Genomic DNA, 12,505 nt, shown 5'->3' on the forward strand with positions numbered 1-12,505 from the left:
CGTATCGGGGACCCTGTCAACCCCTACGGTCAGGCCATGATGCCCCTGACCTGCACCGTTGATGCGACCAGCTTCCGGACACGTGTTAAACTCGAATGATCGAAAGGGGCACGGGACAGATGATTTTTAAGGTCGGAGACACCGTCGTATACCCCCATCACGGTGCGGCGCTGATCGAAGCAATTGAAACCCGCACCATCAAGGGTGAGCAGAAGGAATATCTCGTTCTCAAGGTTGCTCAGGGCGATCTCACCGTACGGGTTCCCGCAGACAACGCAGAGTACGTGGGCGTACGCGACGTCGTCGGCCAGGAAGGTCTCGACAAGGTCTTCCAGGTACTGCGGGCACCGCACACCGAAGAACCCACCAACTGGTCACGCCGCTACAAGGCGAATCTCGAAAAGCTCGCGTCAGGTGACGTCAACAAGGTCGCCGAGGTCGTTCGGGACCTGTGGCGTCGTGAGCAGGATCGCGGCCTGTCCGCAGGAGAGAAGCGCATGCTCGCGAAGGCGCGGCAGATTCTTGTCGGCGAGCTTGCACTGGCCGAAGGCACCGACAGCGACAAGGCCGAGACCATCCTCGACGAGGTCCTCGCGGCCGCGTCCTAGACAGTCGCGATACCCACAGTGGCCGAGGGAAAAGGTCCTGTAGTCGCGCTGGTTCCCGCCGCAGGTCAGGGAGTGCGTTTGGGCGAGAACAAGCCCAAGGCATTCGTTGATCTGGGTGGGACGACCATGCTGACACGCGCGGTCGACGGGCTCCTGCAGTCGGGGGCTGTCGACCGCGTCGTCGTGATCGTTCCGGAGGAGCTCGTCGAGTCGACGCGAACCCTCCTTCCCGGTGAGGTCACCGTCGTGGCCGGCGGCAGTGAGCGGACCGATTCGGTTCGCGCCGGACTCGCCGTCGCGGACGACGCAGAATATGTGCTCGTCCACGACGCCGCCCGCGCGCTCACGCCACCGTCGCTCATCGCGCGGGTGGTCGCGGAGCTGCGGTGCGGCCGCAACGCGGTCATCCCCGTCCTGCCGGTGACGGACACCATCAAGACCGTCGACGTTCTCGGCGCGGTCACCGGCACCCCCGAACGGTCCGAACTGCGGGCCGTGCAGACGCCGCAGGGTTTCACCGCGGAACTGCTCCGGCGCGCCTACGCCGCCGCCGACGGCATCGCCACCGACGACGCCGGCCTGGTGGAGCGCCTCGGGGAACGGGTGCGCAGCATCGTCGGAGAACCCACAGCATTCAAGATCACCACGCCGCTGGACCTCGTGCTGGCCCGCGCGCTGGTGGAAGAGGGAGCGCACTAGTGCGAGTCGGAATCGGGACGGACGTCCACCCGATCGAGCAGGGACGGCCGTGCTGGATGGCCGGCCTGCTGTTCGAGGACGAGAACGGCTGCGCGGGTCACTCCGACGGCGACGTGGCCGTTCACGCACTCTGCGACGCTCTGCTCTCCGCCGCCGGACTCGGCGATCTCGGCTCCGTCTTCGGAACCGGGCGGCCCGAGTGGTCCGGGGTGAGCGGTGCCGCGATGCTCGCCGAGGTACGCCGTCTCCTCGACGAGGACGACTTCGACGTCGCCAACGCCGCGGTCCAGGTGATCGGGAACCGGCCGAAGATCGGCCCACGCCGAAACGAGGCGCAGAAGGTGCTGAGCGACATTCTGGGCGCGCCGGTTTCGGTGTCCGCGACCACCACGGACGGGCTCGGGCTCACCGGGCGCGGCGAGGGGATCGCCGCCATGGCCACCGCGTTGGTCATTCCCGGTCGAAGCGCCAGGTAGGATCGCTGGTCGTGACCCTGCGCCTATTCGACACCGAGACGCGGGCCTTGCGTGACTTCGTTCCGCTGGCCCCTGGACACGCATCGGTGTACCTGTGTGGCGCCACGGTGCAGGGCGACCCCCATATCGGCCACGTACGCAGCGGCGTCGCATTCGACGTGCTGCGGCGGTGGCTGCTCGCCCACGACTACGACGTGGCGTTCGTCCGCAACGTCACGGACATCGAAGACAAGATCCTGAACAAGGCTGCGGAGGCGGGCAGGCCGTGGTGGGAGTGGGCCGCCACGTTCGAGCGGTCCTTCACCTGGGCTTATCAGCAGCTGGGCGTGCTGCCGCCGTCCATCGAGCCGCGGGCCACCGGGCACGTCACGCAGATGGTCGAGATGATGCAGCGCCTCATCGACAACGGCCACGCGTACGCGGCGGGCGGGGACGTCTACTTCGACGTCCGCAGCTACCCCCGGTACGGCAGCCTGTCGGGGCACAAGCTCGACGACGTCCACCAGGGCGAGAGCGCAGGCGAATGCAAGCGCGATCCCCGCGACTTCACGCTGTGGAAGGCGGAGAAGCCGGGCGAGCCGTCGTGGCCGACGCCGTGGGGCCGGGGCCGTCCGGGTTGGCACCTCGAATGCTCCGCGATGGCCGAGTTCTACCTCGGCGCCGCGTTCGACATCCACTGCGGTGGTCTGGACCTGGTGTTCCCGCACCACGAGAACGAGATCGCGCAGGCCAAGTGCGCCGGCGACGACTTCGCGCAGTACTGGCTGCACAACGGCTGGGTCACCATGGGTGGCGAGAAGATGTCGAAGTCGCTCGGCAACGTTCTCTCGGTGCCGAACGTGCTGAAAAAGGTTCGCCCGCAAGAGCTTCGCTACTACCTGGGCAGTGCCCACTACCGGTCGATGCTCGAATACTCCGACACCGCGCTCGACGAGGGGGCCGCGGCGTTCCGTCGGATCGAGTCGTTCGTCCTGCGTACGCAGGAGCGTGCCGGGGAGGTTCCGGTCGGCCTGTGGACCGAGGCGTTCGCTCGCGCGCTCGACGACGACCTCGCCGTCCCCGCCGCGCTCGCCGAGGTGCACGGCAAGGTCCGCGAGGGCAACATCGCGCTCGATGGTGGAGACCTCGAGGGTGCGCGCGAGATCGCGTCGCAGGTCCGGGCCATGCTCGGAATCCTCGGCGTCGACCCGCTGGACGAGCACTGGACTCAGGAGACCGCGGACGCGTCCGCGGCAACCGATGCCCTGGACGTTCTGGTCCGGGCCGAACTCGAGCGCAGGCAGAGTGCCCGCGCCGAGAAGAACTGGGCTGTGGCCGACGAGGTGCGTGACCGTCTCATCCGGGCGGGCATCGAGGTCACCGATACCCCCAACGGGCCCGAGTGGTCTCTCAAGGCAGGACAGTAGTAATGGCTGGAAATTCGAGTAGGCGCGGAGCCATCCGCAAGGCCGGTACCAAGAAGGGGCAGGTCGCCGGTTCCGGTGGCCAGCGCCGCAAGGGGCTGGAAGGTCGCGGCGCCACCCCGCCCGCGGAGGCCCGCACCAAGCATCCCGCCGCCAAGCGCGCCGCCCGCGCAGCCAGGGACGCCGACAAGCAGCCCGGCCGCGGTCGTCAGACCGCCGGGCGCAAGGTGCTCGACGGCCCGGAGAACGTGCTGGGCCGCAACCCCGTCGTCGAGTGCCTGCGCGCCGGCGTCCCCGCGACCGCGCTGTACGTCGCGGTCGGGACCGAGAGCGACGATCGCCTGAAGGAATCCGTTCAGCGGGCGGCCGACGCGGGCATCTCCATCCTCGAGGTTCCCCGGACCGATCTCGACCGGCTCAGCGCCAACGGCATGCACCAGGGCATCGCGTTGCAGGTGCCGCCGTACCGCTACGCGCATCCCGACGACCTGATCGCGGAAGCGCGCAAGCACCAGGAGGCGCCGCTGCTCGTGGCCCTCGACAACATCACCGATCCCCGCAACCTCGGTGCCGTCGTGCGCTCGGTGGCCGCGTTCGGCGGTCACGGTGTGGTGATCCCGGAGCGTCGTAGTGCGTCGGTCACCGCGGTCGCGTGGCGGACGAGCGCCGGTGCGGCAGCCCGTCTGCCGATCGCCCGCGCCACCAATCTCACTCGCACGCTGAAGGATTGGGCGTCCAAGGGCGTTCAGGTGGTCGGTCTCGATGCGGGTGGCGACACCACACTCGACGAGTTCGACGGCAGCGGCCCCGTGGTAGTCGTGGTCGGCTCCGAGGGCAAGGGGTTGTCGCGTCTCGTCCGCGAGAATTGCGACGCCATCCTCAGCATCCCGATGGCAGGCCCCGTCGAATCGCTCAACGCGTCCGTCGCCGCGGGTGTCGTGCTCGCCGACATCGCCCGCCGTCGCCGCGGCTAGGCTGCGGAACCGCGAACAGCACGGCGTCCTCGGGGAAGCCCGCACAACCGGTACTGGTCCGAGAGCGTCGCTGTCGACGCTGTTGGCACCTACCGTAGACCTACAGTGTTGACAGGCTGGTACCAGCGGCGTTCACTGAGATCATCAGTGGCCGCGAGGTTGGAGGCCGGTCATGGCAATCACCGATATCAAGGAGTACGCGCACCTCACCCAGCAGGACGTCGAGGCGCTCGGATTCGAACTCGACGCACTTCGCCGCGACGTCGCGGAGTCCCTCGGGGAGAAAGACGCGACGTACATCCGCCGCACCATCGCGTTCCAGCGCGTGCTCGACGGACTCGCGCGACTGGTCATCCACGGAAGCCGGACGACCACGGGCGTGGTTCTCGGTACGACGGCACTGGGTACGGCCAAGAGCATCGAGAACATGGAGATCAGCCACAACGTCTCGCACGGCCAGTGGGACTGGATGAACGATCCCGAGATCCACTCGAGCACCTGGGAGTGGGATCAGGTGGGGCCGTCGTCGCAGTGGAAGTATGCGCACAACTTCCGTCATCACAAGTACACCAACGTGCTCGGAATGGACGAGGACGTCGGTTTCGGCGTCATGCGGGTCACTCGTGATCAGGAGTGGCGTCCGATCCACCTGCTGCAGCCGATTCAGAATCTCCTGCTCGCGGCGTCGTTCGAATGGGGCATCGCGCTCCACGATCTGCTTCCGCCCAGTGCCGAAGACAGGGCGAGTCGGCGTCTGCGTCCACCGGTGCGAGATCTGCTCGGCAAGATCGCGCGGCAGATGGGCAAGGACTACGTGCTGTTCCCCGTTCTCAGTGGGCGGCGGTGGCGACGAACGCTGAAGGCGAATCTCGTCGCCAACCTCCTGCGGAACGTGTGGTCGTACGTCGTGATCTTCTGCGGGCACTTCCCCGACGGAGCGGAGAAGTTCACGCTCGCGGAACTCGAGCACGAAAGCCGGGCCGAGTGGTATCTCCGCCAGATGCTCGGCACCGCGAACTTCCGGGCCGGCGCCGTCATGGCCTTCATGAGCGGCAACCTGTGCTATCAGATCGAGCACCACCTCTTCCCCGACCTTCCCAGCAATCGGTACGCCGAGATCTCGACCGCGGTGCGCGGCCTGTGCGAGAAGTACGACTTGCCGTACACCACTGGTTCGCTTGCGCGGCAGTACCTTCTGACGCTGCGCACCATTCACAAACTGGCGCTGCCCAACCGGTTCCTCCGGGCGACGTCCGACGACGCGCCGGAGACGGCCTCGGAAGTGAAGTTCCGTGGGCGGTCAACGCTCGGCGCCGATCCCGTGACCGGACGCCTTCGCGGGCTCCGGACCGCCCTGGCCGCGAGATAGACCGTCACCGCGGAATAGTCGACGCCACCGTTCGGTGGAAGCGGACCCGGTGCCCGGGCCGCAACTGCGCGGCCACCGGCAGATCGGCCTCGGCCACCACGGCGATCACCGGATAGCCGCCGGTCACCGGATGATCGGCCAGGAACAGGATGGGCCGACCGTTGGGCGGCACCTGCAACGCCCCCGCCACCATCGCCTCGCTCGGCATCTCTTCCGTCACGGCGCGGTGTAGCGGTCCCGGACCCTCGAGCCGCGCTCCCACACGATTGGTGTCGGAGCTGACCGTCCACGTCTCGCGGAGAAGGGCCGCGACGGACGCTTGTGTGAACCAGTCGTCCCGCGGTCCGAGCCGGACACGCATCATCAGGGGATCCTCGGGAGCGACGGGTGGGGGGATGATCTCGTCCGCAGGCCAGTCGCCGGCATCCGCACCGACCAGCAGCCGATCACCCTCGGCGACGGGATCGGGGCCGATCCCCGACAGAGTGTCGGTGGACCGGCTCCCCATCACCGCGGGCACGTCGAAACCTCCGCGCACCGCCACGTAGCTGCGAAGTCCCTCCGACGCGAACGCGATCTCCAGCAGGTCGCCGGTAGCCAGGTGCAGCATCGTGTAGTCGGGCCGGGGTTCGGAGTTGACGGTGACGGGGCTGCGGGCGCCCGTGACGGCGACGGAGACGGTCCCGGCCGCACGCACCGCGAGCCCGCCCAGTGTGACCTCCAGCGTGGCTGCGCCGGAGTGGTTGCCCACCAACCTGTTTGCGCTGTCGTGTGCGTCTCGGTCGGCGGCACCCGACTCGCCGACCCCAATCGACGCGTAACCGGGGCGGCCCCGATCCTGCACGGTGGTGAAGGGTCCGGTGCGCACGACCTCGAGCCAAGCCATCGTTCGATTGTCCCGCATCCGCAGGTCTGCTGGATACGCTCTCGTCGGATCAGTCGCTCAGGAGACTGCGGTGTAGCCGTGCGCGGCAGCGACTTCGGTGGACAGCAGCTGTCCGTCGTGGGTGGACAGTCCTGCGGCGAGTCCGGGGACGGTCGCGGTGGCTTCCTTCCAGCCCTTGTCGGCGAGCGCGACGACGTAGGGGAGGGTGGCGTTGGTGAGGGCGTAGGTGGAGGTGCGGGGGACGGCGCCGGGCATGTTGGCGACGCAGTAGAAGACGGAGTCGTGGACCTGGTAGGTGGGTTCGGCGTGGGTGGTGGGTCGTGAGTCCTCGAAGCAGCCGCCCTGGTCGATGGCGATGTCGACGAGCACCGAGCCGGGCTTCATCCGCGAGACGAGGTTGTTGGAGACGAGGGTGGGGGCCTTGGCACCGGGGACGAGGACGGCGCCGATGACCAGGTCGGCGTCGAGGACGGCCTGCTCGAGTTCGAGGCTGTTGGACGTGATGGTCTTGACCTGGCCCTGGTAGAGCGCGTCGATCTCGCGGAGGCGGGCGATGGACAAGTCCAGGACGGTGACGTCGGCCTGCATGCCGTAGGCGATCGCGATCGCGTTCTTGCCGGAGACGCCGGCGCCGATGACGACGACCTTGGCGGGGCGCACACCGGGGACGCCGCCCATCAGGACGCCGCGGCCGCCGCCGTGGCGCATGAGGTGGTAGGCGCCGGCCTGTGGGGCGAGGCGTCCGGCGACCTCGCTCATCGGGGCGAGCAGTGGGAGGGAGCCGTCGGCGCCGACGACGGTTTCGTAGGCGATGGAGGTGGTCTTCGACGCGAGCAGGGCGTCGGTGCAGTCCTTCGAGGCGGCCAGGTGCAGGTAGGTGAACAGCACCTTGTCCTGGCGCAGGCGGGCGTATTCCTCGGCGATGGGTTCCTTGACCTTCAGGAGGAGGTCGGCGGTGTCCCATACCTGGTCGGCGGCCTGGAGGATCTGGGCGCCTGCGGCTTTGAAGTCTTCGTCGGCGAAGGACGAGCCGATGCCTGCGCCGGATTCGATGACGACTTCGTGGCCGCGTTCGCTGAGTTCGTGGACACCGGCGGGGCTGATGGCCACGCGGTATTCGTGGTTCTTGATTTCGCGGGGGATGCCGATCTTCATGAGAGCTCCGTGCTGTCGAAAATTCGATTGGTAGGTGCCAATAGTGAAGAAAACGACCATTCATGCCAAGAGTTGTGAAGATAATTCTCAACATCGGGGTACTGATTCTTGACTATTCGAATGCGGGCACCCTGAGCCGGTCCTCGTCGAACGATGTTCGGAGTGTGGCTCCGCCCCGTGAGTACTTATCAACCGCCCGACGTTAAGAAGTACTCACGGGTGGCGGAGCCGCAGGATCAGCATGGCCGTGTGCAGCGACGTCCGGGACTCGGCGTCGTCGAGGTCGACACCGAGCAGTCGCTGGATCGTGGCCAGTTTCGCGTACAGCGTGGGGCGAGAGAGGTGAAGCTGTTTCGCGAGTTCCGTCTTGTTGCCACCGAGTTCGAGGAAGCTGCGCAGGACGTCGACGCTGTCGCCGCCGTGCCGCGCCTGATGCTCCAGCAGGCCGCGGAGTTCGGTCTCGGCGAAGGCCTGCACCCGCGGATCGGTCCGGATGAGGGCGAGGAGACCGCGCAACCGGATGTCGGCTGCACGGTGAAAGACCTTGTCGCCCGGTGGCAACGACAGCGCGACCTCGGCGATGTGAGCGGATTCCGTCAGGCCGCCCGCGGCGTCCAGGAGCCGGGTCGACTCGGGACCGACGCCGATCGTGCACTGCAGGACGCCGTCGAGCCGGGCGAGCGCGGCACGGATCGCCGCGCAGAGTTCGGGCAGCGCGTCGGGTGTGGACGCCGGTGGATGGGACAGGAGCACGTCGATCTGTCCGGCGCGGGTGTTCGCGGTGAGTGCGGTTTGCCGCGACGTCCGGACCGCGTGGCGGACGGCGTCCAGCATGTTCACTCGGCGTCGCTGCGCGAGAACCTGGTCGGCGCTGAGGGTTTCGCTGACCCGGACGGTCATCGGCAGGTATGTTAGTGCCGGCCGGAGGCCGAGCGCATGGGCGCGCGCGGTCGCCTCGGCCTCGTCCTGGATGCGTCCGCGGCGGAGTTCGTCGACGAGCCCGCTCTGGGCCTGCTGCTCGAGTGCGGTCCGGTCCTGCTCGACCATGCGGTTCAGTGCGAGCGCCTGCGCGGCACGCTCGAGGGTCATCCGCGCCCGACCTTCGGCGGCGACGGGGCGAGGGGCGACGAGTCGTCCCCACTCCTGCCGATGTGCGCCGACGGGCGTCGTCGTCCACGACTCCGGGCCGTCGATCGCGGTCTGGTGCGACACGGGCGTCAGCCGCGACCGACGTTCCCACTCGGCGAGGAGGTCCGCCGCCGTGGTTCCCTGCGCCGCGAACGCCAGTACCTGCCGGTTGAGGTCCTCGAGGACGATCGGGGCGCCGAGCATGCCGGCTGCGGCGTCGACGATCTCACCGAGTGACGCCCGCTTCATGCTCAGGTCGGTGAAGACTTCGTGCGCGTGCCGTGCGAAGGCGACCTCGTCGTACTGCTCCGCGACGATCGAGCGGTGTACTTCCTCGGTGACCTCGACGAACCGGATCTGACGGTGCAGTGCGATGACCGGAAACGACAGTCTGTCGGCGGCGCGCGCAACCCCGTCCGGCACGGTGTCGACGTGAACGCCGAGTTCGACGACGAGTCCGGCTGCGCCCGCCGCGGCCAGTCCCTCCAGGTACGCCACGCTCGACGAGTCGTCCGCGAGCGGCTGGCCGGTGGTGAGGACGAGTTCTCCACCCTGGAGGAGGTTCGACAGATCGGGTAGATCGCTGACGTGCACCCATCGGACCGGTCTGTTGAGCGGTCCGCCGCCGATCACCTCGGGTGTTCCCGCCTGCACGACCGGGAGCGCCAGGATGTCGACGATGGTGGGCTGCATTTACGCAGTGTAAATCAGAAGTCGGGATTCCTTACAGATCGTCGGGCTCCAGTGCCTGGTTGACGGACCAGAGTGAAGACATCGCACTTCGCGCGGAGTTTCCGCGTATCGGCTCTCTCGGTAAGGACACCCATGACACACAGCGACGGCGCAGCGCAGGCCCGGACCATCCAGCACTGGTTCGACAACAAGAGTTTCACGGGCACGAGCGGCAACACCGCCCCGGTGACGAACCCGGCGACCGGTGCCGTGACCGGTCAGGTCGCCCTCGCCAGCGTCGAGGACGCCCGCGCCGTCATCGACGCCGCCGCCGCCGCGTTCCCCGCCTGGCGCGACACCTCCCTCGCCAAGCGCACCCAGGTGATCTTCACATTCCGGGAACTGCTCAACGCCCGCAAGGGCGAACTCGCCGAAATCATCACCGCCGAGCACGGCAAGGTCGTCTCCGACGCCCTCGGCGAAGTGTCCCGCGGCCAGGAAGTCGTCGAATTCGCCTGCGGCATCGCCCACCTGCTCAAAGGCGGCATGACCGAAAACGCCTCCACCAACATCGACGTCTCCTCCCTCCGCCAACCCGTCGGCCCGGTCGGGATCATCTCCCCGTTCAACTTCCCCGCCATGGTCCCGATGTGGTTCTTCCCCATCGCCATCGCCGCCGGCAACACCGTGGTGTTGAAGCCGTCCGAGAAGGACCCCACCGCCGCGATCTGGATGGCCGAACTCTGGGCCGAAGCCGGACTCCCGGCCGGGGTGTTCAACGTCCTGCAGGGCGACAAGACCGCCGTCGACGAACTCCTCACCCACCCCGCCATCAAGGCCATCAGCTTCGTCGGCTCCACCCCCATCGCCCAGTACGTCTACGCCACCGGCACCGCCCACGGCAAACGCGTCCAAGCGTTGGGTGGGGCGAAGAACCACGCCATCGTCCTGCCCGACGCCGACCTCGACCTCGCCGCCGACGCCATGGTCAACGCCGGCTTCGGGTCCGCCGGGGAACGCTGCATGGCCATCAGTGCCCTGGTCGCGGTCGGCGACATCGCCGACGAACTCGTCGCCAAGATCAAAGAGCGCACCGACACGTTGAAGATCGGCGACGGCACCAAAGATTCCGACATGGGCCCGCTGGTGACCAAGGTGCACCGCGACAAGGTCGCCTCCTACATCGACGCCGGCGAAAACGACGGGGCCACCATCGTCGTCGACGGGCGCACCGTGCAGGCGAATGGCGGCAAGGACGGGTTCTGGCTCGGACCCACCCTGATCGACCACGTCACCACCGACATGTCCGTGTACACCGACGAAATCTTCGGACCCGTCCTCTCCGTCATCCGCGTCGACTCCTACGACGAGGCCCTGGAACTGGTGAACTCGAGCCAGTTCGGCAACGGCACCGCCATCTTCACCAACGACGGCGGCGCCGCCCGACGGTTCCAGAACGAGGTCGAGGTCGGCATGGTCGGCATCAACGTCCCCATCCCCGTCCCCATGGCGTACTACTCCTTCGGGGGCTGGAAGAACTCCCTCTTCGGCGACACCCACGCCCACGGCACCGAAGGCGTCCACTTCTTCACCCGCGGCAAGGTCGTCACCACCCGCTGGCTCGACCCCAGCCACGGCGGCATCAACCTCGGCTTCCCCCAGAACAACTGAGCCGGAAAGGACCTACGGTCATGACGACGACAGTCTCCCAGGAACTTTTGCCTACCGGTCAGTCCCTCGACGCGGCCCGTGTCGAAGGGGAGCGCGCGTATGCCCTCGACCGGGCGCACGTGTTCCACTCGTGGTCCGCGCAGGAGCAGATCACCCCGATGACGATCCTCGCGTCCGAGGGTTCGTATGTGTGGGACGGTGCCGGGAACCGCATGCTCGACTTCTCGTCCCAGCTCGTCAACACGAACATCGGGCACCAGCACCCCAAAGTCGTTGCCGCCATCCAGGACCAGGCCGCGAAGCTGTGCACCATCGCACCGCAGTACGCGAACGACGCCCGCTCCGAGGCCGCCCGGCTGATCGCCGAGCGGACCCCGGGTGACCTGAACAAGGTGTTCTTCACCAACGGCGGCGCCGACGCCAACGAGCACGCTGTGCGGATGGCTCGGTTGCACACCGGCCGTTACAAGGTGCTGTCGCGGTACCGCTCGTACCACGGGGGCACGGACACCGCGATCAACCTCACCGGCGACCCGCGCCGGTGGCCCAACGACTACGGCAACAGCGGAGTCGTCCACTTCCACGGACCGTTCCGGTACCGGTCGCAGTTCCACTCGGAGAACGAGCAGCAGGAAACCGAGCGCGCGCTCGAGCACCTCGACCAGCTGATCCGCCTCGAGGGGCCGAACTCGATCGCAGCGATCGTGCTCGAATCGGTTCCCGGGACCGCGGGAATCATGGTGCCCCCGCCCGGTTACATGGCAGGTGTGCGCGAGATCTGCGACCGCTACGGCATCGTGTTCATCGCCGACGAGGTGATGTCCGGGTTCGGCCGGACCGGAAAGTGGTTCGCGATCGACCATTTCGGTGTCGTCCCCGACCTGATCACGTTCGCGAAGGGGGTCAACTCCGGATACGTCCCGCTCGGTGGTGTCGCGATCAGCGAGAAGATCGCGGCGACGTTCGCCAACCGGCCGTACCCCGGCGGACTCACCTACTCGGGGCACCCGCTCGCCACCGCAGCCGCCGTCGCGACGATCAACGCGATGGAGGACGAGCGGATCGTCGAGAACGCGGCCCGGATCGGCAGCGAGATCCTCGGTCCCGGACTGCGTGGCCTCGCAGACCGGCACCCGTCGATCGGTGAAGTCCGCGGACTCGGCGTGTTCTGGGCGATCGAACTCGTCGCCGACCGTGCCACGAAGGAACCGCTCGCTCCGTACGGGGCCTCCAGTCCGGCGATGAACGAGGTGATTGCGGCGTGCAAGGCCGGAGGATTGCTGCCGTTCGCCAACTTCAATCGCGTTCACGCTGTGCCGCCGTGCACCGTCACCGAGGCCGAGGCCCGCGAAGGACTCGCGATCCTCGACACGGTTCTCGACATCGCGGACGCACACCGCAACTCCTGACACCCGTCTGCCACACATCCGTGTCCTGACACTCGATCCGTCCCGCGGTCAATGG

The 12,505-nt window shown here is 67.6% G+C and carries 11 protein-coding genes; 8 read left to right on the forward strand and 3 right to left on the reverse strand.

Annotated features, from left to right (window positions below; genetic code table 11):
- Positions 1 to 119 precede the first annotated feature (119 nt).
- The 6 genes from carD to ACLIVD_RS04075 all read left to right on the forward strand — a co-directional run bounded on the left by carD (position 120) and on the right by ACLIVD_RS04075 (position 5,529).
- Positions 120 to 608 carry an RNA polymerase-binding transcription factor CarD gene (carD, locus tag ACLIVD_RS04050; RefSeq protein ID WP_005262216.1) on the forward strand — a complete coding sequence of 163 codons (489 nt, stop codon included), beginning with the start codon at positions 120 to 122 and terminating at the stop codon, positions 606 to 608.
- Positions 609 to 626: 18 nt separating this feature from the next.
- Positions 627 to 1,307, forward strand: coding sequence for a 2-C-methyl-D-erythritol 4-phosphate cytidylyltransferase (gene ispD, locus ACLIVD_RS04055; protein WP_105419438.1), 681 nt, complete (start codon positions 627 to 629; stop codon positions 1,305 to 1,307).
- The gene (gene ispF / locus ACLIVD_RS04060) at positions 1,307 to 1,783 is read left to right on the forward strand and encodes a 2-C-methyl-D-erythritol 2,4-cyclodiphosphate synthase (protein ID WP_105419436.1); all 477 of its coding nucleotides are present in this window, start codon (positions 1,307 to 1,309) and stop codon (positions 1,781 to 1,783) included. The genes ispD and ispF overlap by 1 nt, the downstream gene beginning before the upstream one ends.
- An 11-nt stretch (positions 1,784 to 1,794) precedes the next feature.
- On the forward strand, positions 1,795 to 3,189 hold the full coding sequence (gene cysS / locus ACLIVD_RS04065; protein WP_280779089.1) for a cysteine--tRNA ligase: 1,395 nt from the start codon (positions 1,795 to 1,797) through the stop codon (positions 3,187 to 3,189).
- 2 nt (positions 3,190 to 3,191) lie between these two features.
- A complete protein-coding gene (gene rlmB, locus ACLIVD_RS04070; RefSeq protein ID WP_283334941.1) occupies positions 3,192 to 4,160 on the forward strand; it encodes a 23S rRNA (guanosine(2251)-2'-O)-methyltransferase RlmB in 969 nt (322 codons plus the stop codon).
- Between the two features lie 172 nt (positions 4,161 to 4,332).
- Positions 4,333 to 5,529 carry a fatty acid desaturase family protein gene (locus ACLIVD_RS04075; protein WP_491931976.1) on the forward strand — a complete coding sequence of 399 codons (1,197 nt, stop codon included), beginning with the start codon at positions 4,333 to 4,335 and terminating at the stop codon, positions 5,527 to 5,529.
- 4 nt (positions 5,530 to 5,533) lie between these two features.
- Here ACLIVD_RS04075 and ACLIVD_RS04080 read toward each other — a convergent pair whose 3' ends face one another.
- From ACLIVD_RS04080 to ACLIVD_RS04090, 3 genes are all read right to left on the reverse strand, one after another.
- Positions 5,534 to 6,415 (reverse strand): 5-oxoprolinase subunit C family protein, encoded by an 882-nt coding sequence (locus ACLIVD_RS04080; RefSeq protein WP_491931977.1) that lies wholly within the window; start codon positions 6,413 to 6,415, stop codon positions 5,534 to 5,536.
- A 57-nt stretch (positions 6,416 to 6,472) separates the two neighbouring features.
- The gene (ald, locus tag ACLIVD_RS04085; protein WP_491931978.1) at positions 6,473 to 7,570 is read right to left on the reverse strand and encodes an alanine dehydrogenase; all 1,098 of its coding nucleotides are present in this window, start codon (positions 7,568 to 7,570) and stop codon (positions 6,473 to 6,475) included.
- Between the two features lie 213 nt (positions 7,571 to 7,783).
- On the reverse strand, positions 7,784 to 9,391 hold the full coding sequence (locus tag ACLIVD_RS04090) for a PucR family transcriptional regulator (RefSeq protein ID WP_491931979.1): 1,608 nt from the start codon (positions 9,389 to 9,391) through the stop codon (positions 7,784 to 7,786).
- A 132-nt stretch (positions 9,392 to 9,523) separates the two neighbouring features.
- Between ACLIVD_RS04090 and ACLIVD_RS04095 the strand changes: the two genes are divergently transcribed.
- Positions 9,524 to 11,041 carry a CoA-acylating methylmalonate-semialdehyde dehydrogenase gene (locus tag ACLIVD_RS04095; RefSeq protein WP_491931980.1) on the forward strand — a complete coding sequence of 506 codons (1,518 nt, stop codon included), beginning with the start codon at positions 9,524 to 9,526 and terminating at the stop codon, positions 11,039 to 11,041.
- 20 nt (positions 11,042 to 11,061) lie between these two features.
- On the forward strand, positions 11,062 to 12,450 hold the full coding sequence (locus ACLIVD_RS04100; RefSeq protein WP_491931981.1) for an aspartate aminotransferase family protein: 1,389 nt from the start codon (positions 11,062 to 11,064) through the stop codon (positions 12,448 to 12,450).
- The last annotated feature ends 55 nt before the right edge of the window (positions 12,451 to 12,505 follow it).

Source organism: Rhodococcus sp. G6(2025) (assembly GCF_058628105.1).